Here is a 19,290-nt window from a genome sequence, read left to right as displayed (position 1 = left end):
ATCGCAAAGCGATGGGAGGTGAGGGCGCTTCGTGAGATCAGGGCTCAGGATGAGCGCTCAGGTGTCAGGCCTCTTCCACAAGCTGAACCAGCACCACACCTTCAGCGACCTGTTCGCCGACCGCGCCTGAGACCGCTTCCACCACGCCATCGCGCGGCGCGGCGAGGCTGTGTTCCATCTTCATCGCTTCCATGACGGCGAGCGTCTGCCCGTGGGTCACCGTGTCACCGGCCTTCACGTTCATCGCGATGATCTTGCCGGGCATCGGGGCTTTCACCGCGTCGCCGCCAAGCAGGGCTTCGACATCGGCGTCATAGTCCGGCACCTCGACCAGCACGCTGTCGCCCGCTGTCGTGACGGCATAGCGACGGGGCGACAGATCTGTCACGAGGGGCAGCGGCAGGTCTTCATCAACCTCGTAATCGTCGGGATCGATCCAGTCGGCATCGCCGCCAACGGCCACTGATGCCCGATAAACGGGCGCCGCATTCATGCGCCAGCCATCCTTGATGTCCCAAGGCCTGGCGGCGCCAGGTGCATCCAGCTGGATATCGCAGACGGCCATGACAGAGGCGTGCTGGTTTGCGCCCGGAGCGTGGGTGAGTGCATCGCCCTGCTCCGCGATCCAGTTCACATGGTGCGTCGCCTCAAGGAAGGCGTCCGACATGGCGCAGCGGCGCAGGAAGCCGGCATTGGACGGCACGCCGACAAGCTGGGTATGGGCCAGCGCGTCGATCAGGCGGTCGGCGGCCTCGTCGCGGTCCTCGCCCCAGACGATCAGTTTGGCGATCATGGAATCATACGAGGACGGCACGCGGTCGCCGCTTTCAAATCCCGCATCCCAGCGGACATGCTCGCCGTCCACTTCTTCCAGCAGGCCGAATTCGAGGATCAGGCCCGCGCCGGGGCGGAAGCCTTCAGCGGGGTCTTCGGCGCAGATGCGCGCCTCGATGGCATGGCCGCCCAGCACGATCTCGGATTGCTTCAGCGGGATCTGTTCGCCACTGGCGACCAGCAGCTGCCATTCGACGAGGTCGGTGTCCGTCACCAGTTCGGTGACCGGGTGTTCGACCTGCAGGCGGGTGTTCATTTCGAGGAACCAGAAAGAGTCGAGACTCAGCGGTCGGCTGCCATCGACGATGAACTCCACCGTACCCGCGCCTTCATATTTCACGGCGGCGGCCAGTTTCACGGCGGCATCCGTCATCGCGGCGCGCACATCGTCCGGCATGCCGGGCGCGGGTGCTTCTTCCAGCACTTTCTGGCGGCGGCGTTGCAGCGAGCAGTCGCGTTCGAACAGGTGGACGGTATTGCCGTGGCTGTCGCCGAAGACCTGCACTTCGATATGGCGAGGCTGTTCGACCAGTTTCTCCAGCATGACGCGCCCGTCGCCGAAGGCGCTTGTCGCCTCGCGCACGGCGCTGTCGAGTTCGTCTTTCAGGTCGGCCGCCTTGGTGACGAGGCGGATGCCCCTGCCCCCACCGCCCGCAATGGCCTTGATCAGTATCGGATAGCCGATCTCTTTGGCCGCATTGGTCAGCGTCTTCAGGTCCTGCGCCTCGCCGCGATAGCCGGGCAGCACGGGAACGCCCGCCTCCTCGGCAATGCGCTTGGCTTCGTCCTTGAGGCCCATGGCGCGGATGGCGGATGGCGGCGGGCCGACCCAGATGAGGCCCGCATTGCGCACATCCTCGGCGAATTCGGCATTCTCGGACAGGAAGCCGTAACCGGGGTGGATGGCGTCGGCGCCGGCCGCCCTGGCGGCAGCGAGGATGCGGTCGCCGCGCAGGTAGCTCTCGGCAGCAGGCGCCGGGCCGATATGCACGGCTTCGTCAGCTTCGCGCACATGCTTGGCACGGGCGTCGGCATCGGAATAGACGGCGATCGTGCGGATGCCCATGTCACGGCATGTCGCCATGATACGGCAGGCGATCTCGCCGCGATTGGCAATGAGGAGGCTTTTGATCATGGCCGCAGCAAGACCCGATTTCGCCGCAAAAGACAAGTTGCGGGGCCGGAAGCGCGTGCCTAAGCTGGCGGGCCATCAAGGATGAGAACGCCATGCGCCGACTGACCGCCCTGATTGCCTCCGCCACGCTGTTAACCATGGGCACGGCTGCCGCCGCACCGAAAGACGAGACATCCGTCGCCAAGGCGTGGGAGAAACAATGCCGCGTCGATGTTGCGGCTGAGGGCGTGTCGAAGGCCCGGGCCAGGCCCTTCTGCAAGTGCGCCAGATCGGAAGTCGCCGACTGGATCGACAAGGCCGAAGGCGACGAGCACGCCCTGCGCCTCTGGTCAGCTTACTATCAGGGCGACCCGGACATGCGTGAGGATGATTTCTACGAAGGCGCCGCGGCGGCGGGCCTGAACCCGGACGAACTGAAGGCCATGCTCGTCTCGCTCTTCTTCGAACCCGGCAAGTTCTACGCGCCCTGCGTGGACATCATCGAGTGAGCATCGCTGGGCGGGCCCGGTGAACCGTCGCGACCAGCACGAAGCTGATGATCATCAGCAGGTACCATGAGCCGAGCTTGGCGAGCGAGACCATCTCCCATCCGTCTTCCTGCCCCGGATAGGCCCATGCCCGGGCGAAGGTGCCAAGGTTTTCGGCAAACCAGATGAACAGCGCGACCAGCAGGAAACCGACGACGAGCGGCATCCGGCGGTAAGCCTCGTCCGGCCTGAACTGGACCCAGCAGCGGCCATAGATCAGAACCGTCGCCGCAAAGAGGACAAGGCGAATGTCCGACAGCCAGTGGTGCGCGAAGAAGTTCACATAGATCGTGACGGCCAGCAGGCCCTGCAGCCAGAGCGGCGGGAAGTGCGTGAACCGGAAAGCAAAGATGCGCCACACGCGAGCGAGATATGATCCCACCGCCGCATACATGAAGCCGGAGAACAGCGGCACCGCGCCAATGCGGAGATAGCTGTCCTCGGGATAGATCCAGCTGCCGGCGTGCGTCTTGAACAGCTCCATGATCGTCCCGACGACATGGAACACGAGGATGATCCGCGCCTCCTCCCATGTCTCCAGCCCGGTCAGCAGCATGGTCACCTGAATGGCGACGGCGGCGAGCACGAGGAAGTCGTAACGCGAGAGTAGCGCCCCATCCGGATAGAACAGGAAGGTCAGCATCAGGAGGCCCAACATCGCCCCGCCAAACAGGCAGGCCCAGGCCTGCTTGATGCCGAAGGCCAGGAATTCGAAGGCCGCCTGGCTGACAGGCCCGCGCACCCAGCGCGCATGAAGAGCGGCACGCGCCGCATGGAGGCGGCGTTGCAGGGCATTGGCGGGCGGCGGACTCGGCGTGGGCTTCATGGGACCCTCCATCCACCCCGAAGCGGGCAGGTTTAGGGCCGGAAATGGTCACGGAACGGTCCGGGAATGGTCAGCGAACGGTCCACGAAGCACAGCGGAAGGGGGTGAAATTCCGGCTTTCTGCCGCCTGCGGGTTGTCGTAAGGGTTAACCATAGTCAATCGAGGGGACTAAACATGGCCTATGCATCCGGAGTTCAGTTGAGCGGTCTTGCCGGCGTGGTCGGCGCGGCCGTTGGCGGCTATATCGGCTATTCGCAGGCAGCGGACGTCAGCAACCTGACGCCCATTGCCGGGGCACTCATCCTTGGCGGTGTTGGCCTTGTGGCAGGCAGCGCGGGGGCGTTCCTGCTGAAGTCAGCGATGCAGTTTGTGATCTACCTCATCATGTTCGGCGTGCTGGTTTACGTATTCCAGACACCCATAACGAACATGACCGGGATAAACCCCGTGGCCGCGACCCTCGAATTCCTGGGCGACATGGGCCTGCCCGTGAAGACTGCGACCGACAAGCTGGTTACCGGCTCCAACTAGGCTTGCGCTTCTCCAGGAAAGCCGCAACGCCTTCCTTGCCTTCATCCGATGCCCGGCGGGCCGCAATGCGGCGCGCCGTCTCGTGGCCAAGATCCTTGTCGATGATCTCGCCTGTGACATCTGCCACCAGCTTCTTGGCATCGGCAATCGCGCCCGGTGCGGCAGAGAAGACGAGATTGGCAATATGCTCTTCCATGGCCGTCATGCCGGCCTGGTCGGCCACGACATAGTGCACGAGGCCCATGCGCTCGGCATATTCGGCATCGAAGGTCTCTGCCGTCACGAACAGGGCGCGGGCCCGGCGCGGACCGATGGCGTCGATCACATAGGGGCTGATCGTGGCTGGCGTCAGGCCGAGGCGCACTTCTGAAAAGCGGAACTTGGTGCCGGTCATCGCCACGGCCACATCGCACGCCGCGACAAGGCCTGCTCCGCCGCCCATGGCCGCACCCTGGACCAGCGCCAGCGTCATCTGGGGCATGTCGTAGAGCGCCTGAAGCATGGCCGCGAGCCTTTGCGCGTCATGCTCGTTGTCGTCCTTGGTGTGCAGCTCGGCGGCCTGCTTCATCCAGTTGAGGTCTGCGCCAGCTGAAAAGGAGGGGCCATTGCCGCGCAGGATCATCATCCGGATGGTTTCCTGATCCGCAATCGCCTCGAACGCATCCGTCAGCTCCTCGATGACGAGCGCATTGAACGCATTGTGAACGTCAGGCCGGTTGAGCGTGACAACAGCGAGGCCCTCCTGCGTGGCCTGGAGGGTGATGGTTTCGTAAACTGTGTCGGTCATGCGGTTTCCTGACGTTTGACGGCGTGTTCGGTTCCAGCGGCCTGCCTGTAATGGCTGGACGGCCGCAGTGCCGGCTTCTCGACACTATGCCAGAGAAGCAGGCTGGCGGCGAATACGATAAAGCCCGTAAGGGTGAATGCCGCAATGGGGCCAACTGCAGCAAAAAGCCCAAGCATCACAAGCGCCTGCAGGATCGGGAAATGGGTGATGTAGACCCCGTAGCTGACATCCCCGAACCGGGCGACATTGAGAGCGGCCCCCGGCACGAAAGCCACGCAGGCGATCAGGCCAGTGAGACCTGCGGCGCGGGCTGGCACAAAGGCAGGATGGACAAACGACAGGAAGACAAGGCCGAGCCCCACGGCGCCAAATAGCAGCGGGCGGGTTTTTGCAAGGCCCCACAGGCGCCAAAGGGCGATGCCGCTGGCAAAGAAGGCCATCTGGCCGGGCAACTGACGGGCCAGAGTGTAAGCTTCAGGCCCCTGCCAGACATGCGGCAGACCGAGCCGCCAGACCTCGCCGCCGACATACAGGACCGCGATGCCCACCCACCAGAACCGGCCCATGCGGCGCAGGACCAAGGCGATCAAGGGCAGTGCCAGATAGAACATGACCTCGATCTTGAGAGTCCAGAGCGCGCCATTGACCTCCGTGAAGCGCTGGCCCTCAAAAAGGTCGGGCAAATTGGGGGCGAGGAAGTTCAGGAAGGTGAGATTGGCGCCGAGATAGGCCAGCACGCCCGGCAAGTCGCGGCTGAGCACGAGCGAAATCAGCGCCGGAACCAGGATCACCGTGGCATAGGCCGGATAAAGGCGCCGAACCCGCTTGCCCGCATAGTCAGCCAGCGTAGCGGCGCGAGCGAGCGACCCGGAGACCAAGGCGCCGGACGTGATGAAAAAGCCCTCGATGGCGACCTCCGCACCCTGCCCCAACGCCGTTTCGAGCGGACCGAATGAATGGAGCGCAGTGAGCGCAACGGCATGGAAGACGCAAACCACAGCCGCAAAGACGAGGCGCAGCAGGTCGAATCGGTTTGTCTGCACGGGCAACATCCTCCGGCGCCACTGGTCACAGCCAGTGGCCGGAAAATCAAGCCTGCCTGTGTCACATGTTTCGCATCAAACGCCTTCGCGGCCGAAGATGCGCATCTCGGTGCACCAGCGCTTGAACTTGGCCTCATCGACCTCGCCGGCCGTGCCGAGAATGGTGTGGTGCAGCGGGCCGAAGCCGGACAGGCCGAGGACGCCGCGCTCGAGCGCGCGCAGGGCGCCGGCATCCATGCCAAACCGGTAGACGAGACCTGGCATGCCCATGGTAATGACAGTGCGCGCGGATTTGCCCTTCATCATCTGCATGGGCCATTTATGCGCGCTGTCGGATGCGGCGAGGAAGAATTCTGCGCGCGCCGCCTGTTCGAAAAAGGCGCGCAGCTTGGCCGGCATGCCACCGAGCCAGAGCGGAAAGGCAATCAGGAGATGATCGGCCTCGGCGATTTTCCGGCGTTCGCTCAGCACGGGCTCAGATGGCGGCGTGGCAAAATCGTCCGGTGTACTGAGGAAGCCGAAATCGAGACTTCCGACGTTTATGCGCGAGACGGCGTGGTCTTCCTCCGCCGCCCCTTCGGCATAGGCATCGCACAAGGCGTGGATGAGGTGATGCGGGGCGGGGTCCGGGTGACCATCGATGATGCAGATCTGTGTCATTGGGGCGGTCCTCAAGGTGATCCTGAGGGCCCATTCTGGCAGCCGTGCCCCCGCTCGCCCATACGGGCTTGCCCGTAGCCGAAGGCATGTCAGATTTCCGGCAGTCCCCGAAAAAGCAAAGAGGGCCTGCCAGGGGACAGGCCCTCTCCCCTTCCATGCCGGACGCAATTACTGACTGGCAGCCAGATCGGTTGCGGACACGGATGTCTCGTCTGTTTCTCCGCGCCAGGCCTGGACGGCGCGGTAGAGCTCTTCTTCGGAAACGGTGTGGTTCTGGTCGAGATCGAGCCGGGTGAATTTGGCGATAGCCTCGGATTCGGAGGCCTTGCGGGTGCCGGTCTGCTGGGAGACGTATTCGTCCTCCGAGATCAGGCCGTCATCATCGACATCGAACAGCGAAAAATCCGGCAGCTGATCCGCGTGGCTGATGAGGGCGGTCATCATCGCCGCCGCCATAAGGAAATTCGCACGTCGCACCATGGCCGTCTCTCCTTTTCATGCCTGCCGCAATGTTTGCGACAGGCTGACCATGTCACAATGTGGCATAAATTGGGCGTGAAAAGCCGTTCACGAACAAGATGTAATGTTTACATCCTGAACACGCCAAAGCCGCGTTCGGGGAACGGGGCGTTGAGGCTGGCGGAGAGGGCGAGGCCGAGGACGCGGCGTGTGTCGGCCGGGTCAATGATCCCGTCATCCCAGAGGCGGGCGGTCGAGAAGTAGGGGTTGCCCTCTTCCTCGTAGAGATCGCGGATCGGCTGCTTGAAGGCTTCTTCCGCCTGCGCGGGCCACTCACCGCCCTTGCGCTCGATGCCTTCGCGCTTGACCGTGGCGAGCACGGACGCGGCCTGTTCGCCGCCCATGACCGAGATGCGCGCGTTCGGCCACATGAAAAGGAAGCGGGGGCTATAGGCCCGACCGCACATGCCGTAATTGCCTGCCCCGAAGCTGCCGCCGGTGACGACCGTGAACTTCGGCACGCTGGCGGTGGCGACGGCGGTAACCATCTTGGCGCCGTCCTTGGCGATGCCGCCGGCCTCGTACTTTGAACCCACCATGAACCCAGTCAGGTTCTGCAGGAAGACGAGCGGAATGCGGCGCTGGTCGGCCAATTCGATGAAATGCGCCGCCTTCTGGGCGCTCTCGGAGAAGAGGATGCCATTGTTGGCGAGGATCGCGACGGGCATGCCGTAGAGCCGGGCAAAACCGCAGACGAGCGTTTCGCCATAGAGCTTCTTGAACTCGTGGAATTCCGATCCGTCGACGAGGCGGGCGATGACTTCGCGGGCGTCATAGGTCTCTTTCAGGTCCGGCGGGACGAGGCCGTGGAGTTCGGCGGGGTCGTAGAGCGGCTCAGCTGGTTCGGTCAGTTCGAAAGGCTGGGGCTTGGGAGTGGCGAGGGTGCGGATGATCGAGCGCACGATGGCAAGCGCATGGGAGTCGTGGGCGGCGTAATGGTCCGCCACGCCCGACTGGCGCGCGTGGACGTCAGCGCCGCCAAGGTCTTCTGCCGATATGACCTCGCCGGTGGCGGCCTTCACCAGCGGCGGGCCACCAAGGAAGATGGTGCCCTGCTTGCGCACGATGATCGTCTCGTCGCTCATGGCGGGCACATAGGCGCCGCCGGCCGTGCAGCTGCCCATGACGGCGGCGATCTGGGGAATGCCCTTCGCGCTCATCTGGGCCTGGTTGTAGAAGATGCGGCCGAAATGCTCGCGGTCGGGGAAGATTTCGGACTGGTGCGGCAGGTTTGCGCCACCTGAGTCCACGAGATAGATGCATGGCAGGCGGTTTTCGAGGGCGATCTCCTGCGCGCGCAGGTGTTTCTTGACCGTCAGGGGGTAATAGGTGCCCCCTTTCACGGTGGCATCATTGCAAACGATCATGCATTCGCGGCCCTCGATACGGCCGACACCGGTGATGATGCCAGCGCCGGGGGCCTCGCCATCATACATGCCGTGGGCGGCGAGCGCGCCAATTTCGAGGAAGGCGCTGCCGGGATCGACCAAGCGCTCGACCCGCTCACGGGGCAGCAGCTTGCCACGCTCTGTATGGCGCTGGCGGGACGCTTCCGGCCCGCCGAGCGCGGCTGCAGCGGTCTTTTCGGCCAGTTCGCTCAGCAGGGCCTGCATGGCGGCGCGATTGCGGGCAAAACCCGGTCCGGCAACGTCGAGACTCGATTTCAGTACGGGCATGATGCCTCCCTCAAGGGCCTGGAGCCTGCTTAGCGAGCGTGCGGGCCGCTGTCACGCGACTGTAACCCAATATTGAGAGAGTTCAGGTAGGGTTCCCACTTGGAAGGACCTTCTGGAATGGGCATCTTCAAACCTATGAGCATCGACATCACTCCGGCCCTCAAGAACATCCCGTTCCTCAAGGATGTCCCTGCACGCGCAATGAAAGCGGCAGGCAAAGAGGCTCAATGGTATTCGCTGCCCGCCGGCGGCGCCCTGTTCAAGACGGGCGAACCGGCCGATTCGATCTATTTTGTCCTCTCCGGCACGCTGGGCGCGTTCCATGAAGGCCCGGAAGGCGCAAGCGAGTTCATCGGCCATATACGGGCCGGCGAGCCGTGCGGGGAGATGGCGCTGTTCCTGGGCGGACTGGACGTTGATGGCGACGGTTCGCCGGAAAATGCGCCGCATACCGGCTCTGTCTACGCGATACGCGATTCCGAAGTGATCGCGATCACCCGCAAGGGCTGGCAGCGCATGGTGAAGGCCGAGCCGGAACTGCTGGAGGCCATGATACGCGTGATCCTGCGCCGCCTGGGCAAGGCGGGCCAGCGCTCGACACGGGCCGCACCAAAGGTTTTCACACTGGTTGGCACATCGCCCACGATAGACCTGAGCCTGCGCGCCAGAGCTCTGGCGGACAGTCTTGCGCGGGCCGGGAAGACAAGCGTCATCATCGCCGAAGCCGAAGGCGACGAGAAGCCGGCAGCCTTCTTTGACGATCTCGAACTGCGCCATGACGTCGTGATCCTGATATCGACCATTGGCGATAATGCCTGGTTCAGACTGTCGATCCGGCAGGCCGACCGGATATGGGTCATGGCGCGCGCCGATGCGCGGCCCTCCATTCCGCTCATGCCGACGGAAGACTCCCCGGCACTGGCCCTGAAACTGGTCGACGTCGTGCTGCTCCATCACGGCAATGAACGCCGGGCTGCCCGCCCGGTCGAGTGGCTGGACGCGTCAGGTGGCAGCCGGGTTTTTCACTGGACCGGCGTACAGGGACCAAGTTGCGCGCGGCTGGCGCGTGTCATGTCCGGTCGATCCGTCGGCGTGGTCATGTCAGGCGGCGGCGCGCGGGCCTATTCCCATATCGGCATGGTCCGCGCCATTCGCGAGGAAGGCATACCCATCGACTTTGTCGGCGGTTCGTCCATGGGTGCGGTTATCGCAGCCTGCGTCGCCATGGGGTGGGACAATGACGAGATTGACCGCCGCATCCGCAAGGCCTTTGTCGAGACCAATCCGCTTGGGGACTATAACCTGCCGGTGGTCGGCATGGTCAAAGGCGCACGCGTGAATGCGCGCCTGAAAGAGCATTTCGGCGAGGCGGAAATCTGCGACCTGGATATTCCGTTCTTTGCCACTTCGACCAATCTGACGACCGGCACATTGCGGCTGCACCGGACCGGCCTGCTGCGCGAGGCCCTGCGCGCGACCATTTCCCTACCCGGCATCCTGCCGCCTGTGGTTGATGGCCATGATGTGCTGGTTGACGGCGCCGTGCTGAACAATTTTCCGGTCGATGTGATGCGCGAGATGCACCGGGGTTTCGTGGTTGGCTGCGACGTGACGCAACAGGCTGAAGGCCTCGATGTGGAAGAGTTCATCAATCCGCCGAACTTCTTCCGCTGGGTCCTCGGCAACGGGTTCTCGGCGGCCCCGCCGATTGCGGGCCTGTTGATGCGGGCGGCCACGATCCGCGCAGACCGCACGTTTGGCCGCGACATGACCGATGTGCTGATCCTCCCGGATCTGATCGACACGGAGCTGCGCGACTGGGAGGCCTATGACGCCACTGTCGAGGCCGGCTACGAGGCTGCCAAGAAAGTGCTCGCCACCAGCGATCTCAAGGAAAAGTGCTGCACTGAGTGATCCGTGCGCCTCTGGGGGCTGAAACGACCCGTTAACCGAGATCTGGCCATTCTGCCTTCGCTATGGAGGCAAAGATGCCACTTGGCGCCATGGGGAGGAAAACTGGCATGGACGAAACCATCATCGACATGTTGCCGTTGACGATTGTCGAACTGGCGCCCGTGCGGGATGACCACGGAAAAATAGTCGATTTTATCTGGGTCTATGCCAACGAGATGTCAAACCGGGTGGTCTTGCCGGAAGGCGGTTCCATTGTCGGTCAGCGCGTGTGCGACATTGATCCGGCCTATCGCGAATCCGACATGTTTGCCGACGCCGTTCTCTGCATCGAGACGGGTCAGCCGCGCGAATTGTTCAATAGCAGCCGCACGCCAACGCCGCACGGACGCCTCAAGCACCTGGAAGGCACCGTTGTACGCTATTCCATAATGCCCAAAGGAGAAGGCTGCGTCATATGCTCGGTTGAAATCACTGACCTGGTCCATGCACGGGATGAGGCCAATGACTGGCTGGAAATGTTCCGCTCGTCCTTTGATCATGCTGTTCAGGCCATCACGCTGACGACGGAAACCAGCCGGATCATCTATGCGAACCAGGCCCTGTACGACCTGCTTGGCTATGCCCCCGGAGAACTGGACGGCAAGTCGACCCAGGTCATCATGCGCCCGGAAGACCACGCGGCCGTGGTAAAAGCCGGCACAAAAATGTGGGGCGGCAAGATTGAGCAACAGATCAGAGACCTGACGCTTATCGCAAAATCCGGCGAGGAAATCGTCGTCTCCAATGCCTTGAGCAGCATCTATTCAGAAGTACGTGGCGAGCGCATATTCATCTCGCACGGCCGTGATGTCCGCGCCGATCGCAAGCTCGCGCACGACCTCGCCTCCGCCGTCCAGAGGGCCGAGCACGCCACCCAGCTGAAATCCGAATTCCTGGCCAATATGAGCCATGAACTGCGCACGCCGCTGAATGGCATTCTCGGCATGGCGCAGGTCCTGACCGGGGGAGACCTCAGCTCGGCACAGGCCGAACAGGTCAGCATCATCCTTGAATCGGGCCAGTCATTGCTCGCCATCCTGAACGACATTCTGGATCTCTCAAAGATCGAAGCCGGCCGGATGGAGTTGTCATTTGTCGAGTCTGACTTGCGGCACAAGCTGGCGCGGGTCTGCAAACTTTACGAGCCCATTGCAGAAGACAAGGGCATAAGGCTCCGTCTTGTTGTCGACCCGAGCGTGCCATCGCGCATGATGCTCGATCCGGTGCGTTTGCGCCAATGCGTTGGAAACCTGATCTCGAATGCGGTGAAGTTCGCAGACAGCGGCGACATCCTCATCGTCGCAACCGCCGACGCGCGCGGAGATGATGCGACACGACTTACGATCCATGTCTCCGACAATGGCTGCGGCATCCCGGCCGAAAAGGTGGCCCAGATTTTTGAATCCTTCGTACAGGCGGACGGCTCCACCACGCGCAAGTATGGCGGCAGCGGCCTCGGCCTGCCCATCTCCCGTAAGCTCGCCCGCATGATGGGCGGCGATATCACGGTCGCCAGCGAACCGGGCAAAGGGTCCATCTTTACCCTGACACTCGAGGGCCAGATCGTACACCAGGAAAAGCCCGCGTTTGTTCCCTCATCCGGCAGAGACACGACGGCCGGAAACGTCCCGTCCGAGGGCGGGCGTGTCGCACCCCGCGTCCTGGTCGTGGATGACAATGCCATCAACCGACGGGTGGCACGCTCCTTCCTCGACCAGAACCATTATGAGGTTGAGGAAGCCTCTGACGGCCTTCAGGCACTCGCCCGGCTTGGCAGTGAGATTTTCGACCTTGTGCTGATGGATATCAACATGCCCGAACTGGATGGACAGCGCGCGCTGGACAGGTTGCGCGCCGGGGATGGCCCGAATGCAGGTGTCCCTGTGATTGCCCTCACCGCCGATTCAATGCGCGGTGACCGTGAGAAATACATCGCGCGCGGCTTTAACGGCTATGTTTCAAAACCGATTGACCAGCGCTCGATCCTGACCGTGATGGAATCCTGCCTTGCGGCGTCCGGCCCGGATCCGGAACGGCGGATCGCCTAGGCGGTCTCGCCGAACAGTTCGCGGCCGATCAGCCAGCGGCGGATTTCGCTCGTGCCCGCGCCGATCTCGTAGAGTTTGGCGTCGCGCAGCAGGCGGCCCGTCGGGTACTCGTTGATATAGCCATTGCCGCCAAGGATCTGTATGGCATCAAGCGCAAGTTTCGTGGCCGTCTCGGCGGCGTAGAGGATCGCTCCGGCGGCATCCTTGCGGGCTGTCTCGCCCCGGTCGCAGGCCTTTGCGACGGCATAGACATAGGCTTTCGCCGCATTCATCTGGACATACATGTCCGCCAGCTTGCCCTGGATCAGCTGGAACTCGCCGATCGACTGGCCGAATTGCTTGCGGTCGTGGATGTAGGGAATGACCACGTCCATACAGGCCTGCATGATGCCTGTGGGGCCCGCCGACAGCACGGCGCGCTCATAGTCGAGCCCGCTCATCAGGATGCGCGCGCCGGCGCCCACCGGGCCCATGACGTTCTCCTCAGGCACTTCGCAATTGTCGAAGACAAGCTCGCCCGTCTCGGACCCGCGCATGCCCAGTTTGTCCAGCTTCTGCGCCACGGAATAGCCCTTGAAGCCCCGCTCGATCAGGAAGGCCGTGATGCCCTTGGAGCCGCCCTGAGGATCGGTCTTGGCATAGACGACCAGCGTGTCGGCATCCGGCGAATTGGTGATCCACATCTTCGTGCCGTTGAGCACATAGCGGTCGCCCTTCTTCTCCGCGCGGAGTTTCATGGAGATGACGTCCGAGCCCGCGCCGCTCTCGCTCATGGCGAGGGCACCGAGATGCTCGCCCGAGATCAGTTTGGGCAGGTAGCGCGCCTTCTGGTCGTCAGTGCCCCAGCGCCGCAGCTGGTTGACGCAAAGGTTCGAGTGGGCGCCGTAGGACAAGCCGACCGATGCAGACGCACGGGAGATTTCCTCCATCGCCACGACATGTTCGAGATAGCCAAGGCCGGTGCCGCCCCATTCCTCTTCCACTGTAATCCCAAGCAGGCCAAGCTCGCCCATCTTGGGCAGCAGATCCCGCGGGAAGGTGTCAGTCTTGTCGATTTCCGCGGCACGGGGTGCAATCTCGGCCTGGGCAAAGCTTGCCACGGTTTCGCGGATCATGTCGGCGGTTTCGCCGAGATCGAAGTTCAGGGTGGGATATGTGTTCGGGATCATGCTGCCTGACTAGCAGGGCCTGCCCTGCATGTCAGCGGAAAATGCGTCAGGTGCGACGTACAAGGACACGCATCAGGTAATAAGCGGAAATCACGAGGATGACGCCGCTGCCGAGCGCCAAGAGCGGCCCGACATAGATATCCGACGTGCGGCCTGCCAGCTTGTAGGCTTCGCGGAAGAAGCGGTCGACGCCGATCAGGAAGCCGATAATGCCGAGCCCCGCAAGCAGCGCAAAGGGCCAGCCTTCGCGCATGACTTCATACCATGTGTCGTCATGATAATTGTCATTCTCGGCAAGACGGCGCTCGATCTCTTCGTCACTGATGCGGACCTGTTCGAGATCGTCCACGATGATCGGTTCGGCCGGCGGCAGCAGGGCGCCGCCAAATTCGAGGGGTGAATCGTATGATGGCGTGCGCGGTGTGCGACGGCGCTCGACACCGTCCGGTGGGCCCTTGGTCACGTCAATGACGCTGGAGGGCTCATCCATGCCGAGCGGATCGGCCAGCGCGGAGACTGCACGGGTGATCTCGTCGATGCTGGGACCATCATGCGAACTGTCATTGTCGGCGACAGGCGGTGTCTGCCCCGATGCAAGCGTGGCATTCTCACCGAGGATACGCGTCAGGCGCTCGTTGACGGCCCGGGCGGCAGCCTGTGGAGAATTGCTTGCGGGCCTGGCCTTGGCAGCAGTCGCGCGATCGCCATCGACACGTGTCTCGACGATGACGGCCCGCTCGCGCGGCGTCATCAGCGATGCGGCGACATCCAGCATGGGGGCAACAAGCGCCGATGGCACGGAGGCCCGGCCTGACGGATGTTCCAGGAACATGGCCTTTTCAGCGGCGCGGCGGCGGACGAGCGCATCAATGACGCGCGTTTCGCCTTCAACTTGCCCCTTACGCCAGAAGGTCAGCGCGTCGGCGGCCTGCAGCCGGTCGCCGCTATTGAGATGGGCCAGCACATCCGAGGCAATGAAGGCCTCGACGCCAATATTGAAGACGAACGAGACAAGCGCATCGAACTCGTTCTGGTTCAGGGGCGCCAGAACGCGGTCGACAATGGCCTGTTCAATGGCCAGCAGATCATGATGGCGCAGGAGCAGTTCGGCATCTGCAGCGTTAACCGTCAGGCCCCTGCGAGCCGACTGGGTATGCCCATAACCGATGATCCAAATCCCCGTTGGCAACTGGGCCGCGCGCGCACGGAAACCCTCAAAGCTCTTGATGAGCTCGAGACCCTGTCGAGACGTTCGCATTGGCCGGGCCATTCGGATGGCTCCCGTATTGATACAATTGGACTTTTACTATCGCGCCACCCTGCAAATGGCGCGCCTGTTCGCCTGCGCGGCGAAATCACCGATCAAAAACACCCCAAATTACAGCAGAATCAGTGACGCGAGGCCCAGGAAACTGAAAAATGCCATCACGTCTGTCAGCGTCAGAACGAAGACCGACGAGGCGACTGCGGGGTCCGCCCCCAGGCGCTTGAGGCTCAGCGGCACCAGAATGCCCGACAGGCCGGCCCACATGAATGTGGCCAGCATGGAGGCCGCAATCACGAGCGCCAGCTTGACCTGATGGAACCAGAGAAACGCAATGATGCCGACACCGATGGCGAAGATGACCCCGTTAACCGTACCGCTCAGGAATTCGCGCAACACGGCCCGGCGCGCGGCAGGCCCGTCAAGCTCACGCTCGGCGATGGCGCGAACGGCCACGGCAAGGCCCTGGCTGCCGGCATTGCCACCCAGCGCCGCTACAACCGGCATGAGCACGGCCAGCGCGACCAGCTGCTCGATCGTGCCTTCGAAGATCGAAATGATGGCTGAGGCGATGAAGGCCGTGAACAGGTTCACTGCGAGCCAGGGCGCACGGGCCTTGACGGTGTCCCACACGTTATCCGAGCCATCGGCCGAGTTGACGTTGAGCAGGGACAGAAGGTCTTCCGTGTTTTCAGACTGGATGACGTCCACCATGTCATCAACGGTAATCATGCCCACAAGACGCCCGGCGCCGTCCTTTACCGGGGCGGAAGCCAGCGAGTATTTCTGGAACTGGTAGGCGACCTCTTCCTGGTCCATGTCGGTGGTGATGTTGGACATCGGGTCTTCCATGATGTCCGACAATTGCGAGTCGCGAGGCGTCCGCAGCAGCGTGGCCAGAGAGACGACGCCGATCAGGCGGTGGGCAGGGTCGGTGACATAGACCTCGTAAAAGACTTCCGGCAGTTCCGTCCCCAGCTTCCGGGCATGGTCGATGGAATGGCCGACGGTCCAGAACTCGGGCAAGGCCACGAATTCTGTCTGCATGAGACGACCGGCGGTCTCTTCTTCATAGGCAAGGCCGCGTTCGAGCTGGGCCCGGTCAATGGGGGCCAGATCTTCAAGAATGCGCTCGCGGCGGTCATCCTCGAGGTCGTCCAGAATTGTCGTCGCATCATCTGAATCAAGCTCGTCGAGCGCGTTGACAACGGCGTGGTCCGGCAGAACGTCGACGGCGCCTTCGCGATAAGAATCGCGCAGCTCGATCAGGATATCCGGCGGCAGTTCCCCGCCAAGCAGCTCGACGGCTTCCTCGAACGTATCATAGGGCAATTGTTCCAGCGCATCGGCGGCGTCCGCCGGGTGCATGCGCTGCAGCGTACGGGCCAGCCAGCGGACATCCCGTTCTTCAACGGCATCCGACATGTCCGCCAGCAGGGCGGCATCAATCTCGGCGGCGTCCTGCACCGGAGGCGTGGTTTGCGAAGTGTCCGTCATGTCGCTGTTCTTGCCGGGCTTAACGCGTTTCGGCAAGCGGAGACGTGGGCGGCCTAGCCCTCAGCGATCGTCTCGGGCCGCAATAGGGCAAGAGCGCCGTACAGATCCTGCAACTTTGCCTCCCCGAGGACTTCTTCGATACGGGTCTGGGCCTTTCGCCATAGGGGCATCGCTTCCTTCAGCTTGGCGACACCGAGCGTGGTCAGCAGGACCCGCCTCCGGCGGCTTTCACCCTCGTTGCCACGAAAGACCAGCCCGGCATTTTCAAGCGGCTTCAGATTGCGCGACAGCGTCGTGCGGTCGACATTGAGCATCTGCGCGACATCGGAGATGGACTCCGGTTCATAGCGCTTGATCATGTTCAACAGGCCGAATTGCGTGATCGTTATCCCGACGGGACGCAGCGCGTCATCATAGTGGCGTGTTACGACCCGCGTCGCCCGCAGCAGGCGCGCAGCTGAGCAGACAAAGTCGGGGTCAGGGGTTGTCGCCAAATCGTTCATATCACGTGCATATACAGCTTTACGTCGGGACATCAATCAATTCGAGCTGCCACAGGCCATCCAATTGGTAAATCTTACTTGACCACACAGTAACGTGCATATACACATAAAGCTCATTCTGTGTGTCGCGTTCGCCAAAGCTGTCAGCCAGCCTCCGTTTACCGACATGCTACTCCCCGTCCGGCCTTGCAGGTCGGACGGGGCTTTTTGACCCCACCGGGCAATCAATCTGCCCCAATATCGTGTATATGCACTAATGAAAGACAATTTCATGAAAGTCCTTACCGGCATTCCCCTCGCGGCACTGCTTTTCGCCGCGCCAGTATCCGCTGCGAGCGCGCAATCAATCGTCTATCATTCCGGCATGAGCCACGCGGAGACCTGCGCGGAGCGTGTTTCCGACCCGCAAGAACAATCGGCTTATGTCTTGCGGCTCTGCAAGACCGCACTGACCGACGAAAGCCTATCGCCCGCAAGTCGCGCCGCCACGCTCACCAATACGGGCATCATGGAGATGCGGCAGGGGAGCCTCGATGCAGCGGTAGCTCACTTCCAGGCAGCGCGCGCTGTCGATGCTGCCTCGCCGGACGTGGCGATCAATCTCGGCGCAGCCCTGATCCGCCTCGGTCGGTTCCAGGAAGCGATTGATGTATTGCACGATCCTCAGGCCATATCCGTAGGACACCGGCATATCGCATACTACAACCGCGCCATCGCGCACTGGGCGGTCGACGATGTTGCGCTAGCCTATGAAGACCTCAGCGCGGCCAACGCGCTGAGACCAGACTATGACGCGGCGCGGGAGCTGCTTCAGCACTTCCAGGTCGCCGAGGTCAACTAAGATTGCTAGGCGCGGGCGTCGGCGTCGAGGATGCGCTGCGTCTCCGCCGCAAGCATACGCTTCTCCTCCGCGATCATGTTTTCCACCGCAAAGGCTGCATCGGGCACGGCGCCGGGGTCTTCGGCATAATCATTCGGACCAAAGTCCTCGGCTACAAAGCCGCGGACCCAATCCGATAGAGGCCCGCCAGCCCGGTCACAGGCGGCGAGCAGTTCGGCCAAGACCTGGCGCTGAGCCAGCAAGCGGCCTTCCAGTGTCGCATTCTGAATCTCGGTCATGTCGTCCTCCTGCAAAATATTGCGCGATACGAAAGGGGCCGATGCCCATGGCACCGGCCCCGGATCCGTTAGTGAAAGATCCTAGGCGATCGGAATCCAGTATGGCGTATGGCCATAGTGGGAGTAAATCGCTGCACCATAGATGCGGTCCTTCAGGCGATCATATTCGTCTTTACCGAGTGTCGGCGCGGACTTGAGCTCTTCTGTCGTCATGTTGACGACATAGCCGTCCTTGCGCTCGTCATAGTCGAGGGATTGCCATGGCAGCGGGTGATATTGCTCGCCGATGCCAAGAAAACCACCGAAGGACATGACGGCATAAGCCACCTTGCCTTCGTACTTGTCGATCATGATCGCATCGACGGTACCGAGCTTCTCGCCAGCTGCGTTGTAGACGTGGGTGCCTTCAACGCGGGCCGAGCTGATCAGCGCATTGTTCGATTGGGTGGATGGGCGTGTGATTGTATCAGTCATGCTTTCCTCTCCATTCTAATGGGTGGGACAAAAACCCCTTGTTGGATCAACAGATGACGCCGCCTTGCGTTCCGTGATTTTGCGGAAAATTCCACAGGCTGCGATGATGATACGTAGCGCGTTCACCGGCTGGTTAATCTGCGGGAACCAAATCAGGCATCGCCGGTTATAATTCGCATGAAACGCACATCGTCCCCTCATCAGCCCCAAAATGCCAGCCTGCGCAGAGGGGGAAATCTCGCCAGCCTGCGCCATGTCGTATCCAGTGGTAATATTCGGGCTGCGTTCGCAATGGTCTTCACCGGCCTGGCCTGCGCGCTGACATGCGTCATGCAACGCGCCCGACTGGCAACCAATCTGCGACGGCGCAAGGTTCTCCTGCTGACCTATCAGGGGCCAAGCCGCCAGCACATACAAGCCTGACCAACGCCGCTCTCACCGAGCGGCTTTTTTCATGATGGCTTCTCTTTGCGGATCAGCCAGCGATAGATGCCGAACACGTTCACTGCCGTCAGCGCCACATTCTGGATGATCAGCGGCGGCTCTCCCTTGAGCGTGCCGACAATGACCCAGACGATCGACGATACCGTGAACACAATAAAGGCATAGCCGGTGATCTTGCGGCTGAGATTCGCCGACACGACCACAGCCGCAACGATGCCGGTCGCCATGGCCACATATCCAAGAAAATCGCTCATGCCTGCCATCCCCCGCGCATTTTCCA

Annotated in this window: 19 protein-coding genes; 5 read left to right on the top strand and 14 right to left on the bottom strand. The window is 62.2% G+C overall.

Annotation, left to right across the window (positions count from 1 at the left end):
* Nucleotides 1-64: 64 nt before the first annotated feature.
* The gene (locus HY30_RS18640) at nucleotides 65-1,969 is read right to left on the bottom strand and encodes an acetyl/propionyl/methylcrotonyl-CoA carboxylase subunit alpha (RefSeq protein WP_034744668.1); all 1,905 of its coding nucleotides are present in this window, start codon (nucleotides 1,967-1,969) and stop codon (nucleotides 65-67) included.
* Between the two features lie 92 nt (nucleotides 1,970-2,061).
* On the opposite strand from HY30_RS18640, the gene HY30_RS18635 reads away from it, so the two are divergent.
* Nucleotides 2,062-2,457: a hypothetical protein gene (locus tag HY30_RS18635; RefSeq protein WP_034744666.1), complete on the top strand. Its 396-nt coding sequence runs from the start codon at nucleotides 2,062-2,064 to the stop codon at nucleotides 2,455-2,457.
* On the opposite strand, the gene HY30_RS18630 is transcribed toward HY30_RS18635, so the two are convergent.
* On the bottom strand, nucleotides 2,447-3,322 hold the full coding sequence (locus HY30_RS18630) for a DUF817 domain-containing protein (RefSeq protein ID WP_081812371.1): 876 nt from the start codon (nucleotides 3,320-3,322) through the stop codon (nucleotides 2,447-2,449). The two genes, HY30_RS18635 and HY30_RS18630, sit on opposite strands and share 11 nt — an antisense overlap.
* A 175-nt stretch (nucleotides 3,323-3,497) precedes the next feature.
* On the opposite strand from HY30_RS18630, the gene HY30_RS18625 reads away from it, so the two are divergent.
* Nucleotides 3,498-3,854 carry a hypothetical protein gene (locus tag HY30_RS18625; RefSeq protein ID WP_034744663.1) on the top strand — a complete coding sequence of 119 codons (357 nt, stop codon included), beginning with the start codon at nucleotides 3,498-3,500 and terminating at the stop codon, nucleotides 3,852-3,854.
* Here the strand turns inward: HY30_RS18625 and HY30_RS18620 are convergent.
* The 5 genes from HY30_RS18620 to HY30_RS18600 all read right to left on the bottom strand — a co-directional run bounded on the left by HY30_RS18620 (nucleotide 3,838) and on the right by HY30_RS18600 (nucleotide 8,539).
* Nucleotides 3,838-4,641 carry an enoyl-CoA hydratase-related protein gene (locus tag HY30_RS18620; protein ID WP_034744661.1) on the bottom strand — a complete coding sequence of 268 codons (804 nt, stop codon included), beginning with the start codon at nucleotides 4,639-4,641 and terminating at the stop codon, nucleotides 3,838-3,840. The two genes, HY30_RS18625 and HY30_RS18620, sit on opposite strands and share 17 nt — an antisense overlap.
* Entirely contained in the window at nucleotides 4,638-5,693 is a 1,056-nt protein-coding gene (locus tag HY30_RS18615) for an acyltransferase family protein (RefSeq protein ID WP_241765783.1), read from the bottom strand. Before HY30_RS18615 ends, HY30_RS18620 begins: the two co-directional genes overlap by 4 nt.
* A gap of 66 nt (nucleotides 5,694-5,759) precedes the next feature.
* On the bottom strand, nucleotides 5,760-6,344 hold the full coding sequence (locus HY30_RS18610; RefSeq protein WP_034744659.1) for an NAD(P)H-dependent oxidoreductase: 585 nt from the start codon (nucleotides 6,342-6,344) through the stop codon (nucleotides 5,760-5,762).
* 168 nt (nucleotides 6,345-6,512) lie between these two features.
* Entirely contained in the window at nucleotides 6,513-6,824 is a 312-nt protein-coding gene (locus HY30_RS18605) for an EF-hand domain-containing protein (protein ID WP_034744656.1), read from the bottom strand.
* A 107-nt stretch (nucleotides 6,825-6,931) separates the two neighbouring features.
* Nucleotides 6,932-8,539 (bottom strand): carboxyl transferase domain-containing protein, encoded by a 1,608-nt coding sequence (locus HY30_RS18600; RefSeq protein ID WP_034744654.1) that lies wholly within the window; start codon nucleotides 8,537-8,539, stop codon nucleotides 6,932-6,934.
* A 117-nt stretch (nucleotides 8,540-8,656) separates the two neighbouring features.
* Between HY30_RS18600 and HY30_RS18595 the strand changes: the two genes are divergently transcribed.
* Both HY30_RS18595 and HY30_RS19580 read left to right on the top strand, forming a co-directional pair.
* Nucleotides 8,657-10,453 (top strand): patatin-like phospholipase family protein, encoded by a 1,797-nt coding sequence (locus tag HY30_RS18595; protein ID WP_051615731.1) that lies wholly within the window; start codon nucleotides 8,657-8,659, stop codon nucleotides 10,451-10,453.
* Nucleotides 10,454-10,560: 107 nt separating this feature from the next.
* Nucleotides 10,561-12,540 (top strand): ATP-binding protein, encoded by a 1,980-nt coding sequence (locus HY30_RS19580; protein ID WP_051615730.1) that lies wholly within the window; start codon nucleotides 10,561-10,563, stop codon nucleotides 12,538-12,540.
* On the opposite strand, the gene HY30_RS18585 is transcribed toward HY30_RS19580, so the two are convergent.
* The 4 genes from HY30_RS18585 to HY30_RS18570 form a co-directional block, all read right to left on the bottom strand.
* Nucleotides 12,537-13,709 (bottom strand): isovaleryl-CoA dehydrogenase, encoded by a 1,173-nt coding sequence (locus HY30_RS18585; protein ID WP_034744651.1) that lies wholly within the window; start codon nucleotides 13,707-13,709, stop codon nucleotides 12,537-12,539. The genes HY30_RS19580 and HY30_RS18585 overlap by 4 nt on opposite strands.
* Before the next feature lie 46 nt (nucleotides 13,710-13,755).
* Nucleotides 13,756-14,979 (bottom strand): lysozyme, encoded by a 1,224-nt coding sequence (locus tag HY30_RS19575; RefSeq protein ID WP_051615728.1) that lies wholly within the window; start codon nucleotides 14,977-14,979, stop codon nucleotides 13,756-13,758.
* A gap of 108 nt (nucleotides 14,980-15,087) precedes the next feature.
* Nucleotides 15,088-16,470: a magnesium transporter gene (gene mgtE, locus HY30_RS18575; RefSeq protein ID WP_034744803.1), complete on the bottom strand. Its 1,383-nt coding sequence runs from the start codon at nucleotides 16,468-16,470 to the stop codon at nucleotides 15,088-15,090.
* A gap of 53 nt (nucleotides 16,471-16,523) precedes the next feature.
* Entirely contained in the window at nucleotides 16,524-16,964 is a 441-nt protein-coding gene (locus tag HY30_RS18570) for a MarR family winged helix-turn-helix transcriptional regulator (RefSeq protein ID WP_034744801.1), read from the bottom strand.
* A 280-nt stretch (nucleotides 16,965-17,244) separates the two neighbouring features.
* On the opposite strand from HY30_RS18570, the gene HY30_RS18565 reads away from it, so the two are divergent.
* The gene (locus HY30_RS18565) at nucleotides 17,245-17,814 is read left to right on the top strand and encodes a tetratricopeptide repeat protein (RefSeq protein ID WP_162176979.1); all 570 of its coding nucleotides are present in this window, start codon (nucleotides 17,245-17,247) and stop codon (nucleotides 17,812-17,814) included.
* A 5-nt stretch (nucleotides 17,815-17,819) separates the two neighbouring features.
* Here the strand turns inward: HY30_RS18565 and HY30_RS18560 are convergent, their stop codons facing one another.
* The 3 genes from HY30_RS18560 to HY30_RS18550 all read right to left on the bottom strand — a co-directional run bounded on the left by HY30_RS18560 (nucleotide 17,820) and on the right by HY30_RS18550 (nucleotide 19,264).
* Nucleotides 17,820-18,092: a hypothetical protein gene (locus tag HY30_RS18560; RefSeq protein ID WP_034744645.1), complete on the bottom strand. Its 273-nt coding sequence runs from the start codon at nucleotides 18,090-18,092 to the stop codon at nucleotides 17,820-17,822.
* 81 nt (nucleotides 18,093-18,173) lie between these two features.
* Nucleotides 18,174-18,566, bottom strand: coding sequence for a PRC-barrel domain-containing protein (locus tag HY30_RS18555; RefSeq protein ID WP_034744642.1), 393 nt, complete (start codon nucleotides 18,564-18,566; stop codon nucleotides 18,174-18,176).
* Between the two features lie 452 nt (nucleotides 18,567-19,018).
* Nucleotides 19,019-19,264 (bottom strand): hypothetical protein, encoded by a 246-nt coding sequence (locus tag HY30_RS18550; protein WP_034744799.1) that lies wholly within the window; start codon nucleotides 19,262-19,264, stop codon nucleotides 19,019-19,021.
* Nucleotides 19,265-19,290: the final 26 nt, after the last annotated feature.

The sequence above is a fragment of the Hyphomonas chukchiensis genome, from assembly GCF_000682695.1.
Lineage (GTDB): Bacteria > Pseudomonadota > Alphaproteobacteria > Caulobacterales > Hyphomonadaceae > Hyphomonas > Hyphomonas chukchiensis.
This window is presented reverse-complemented; position numbering and strand designations above follow the sequence as displayed.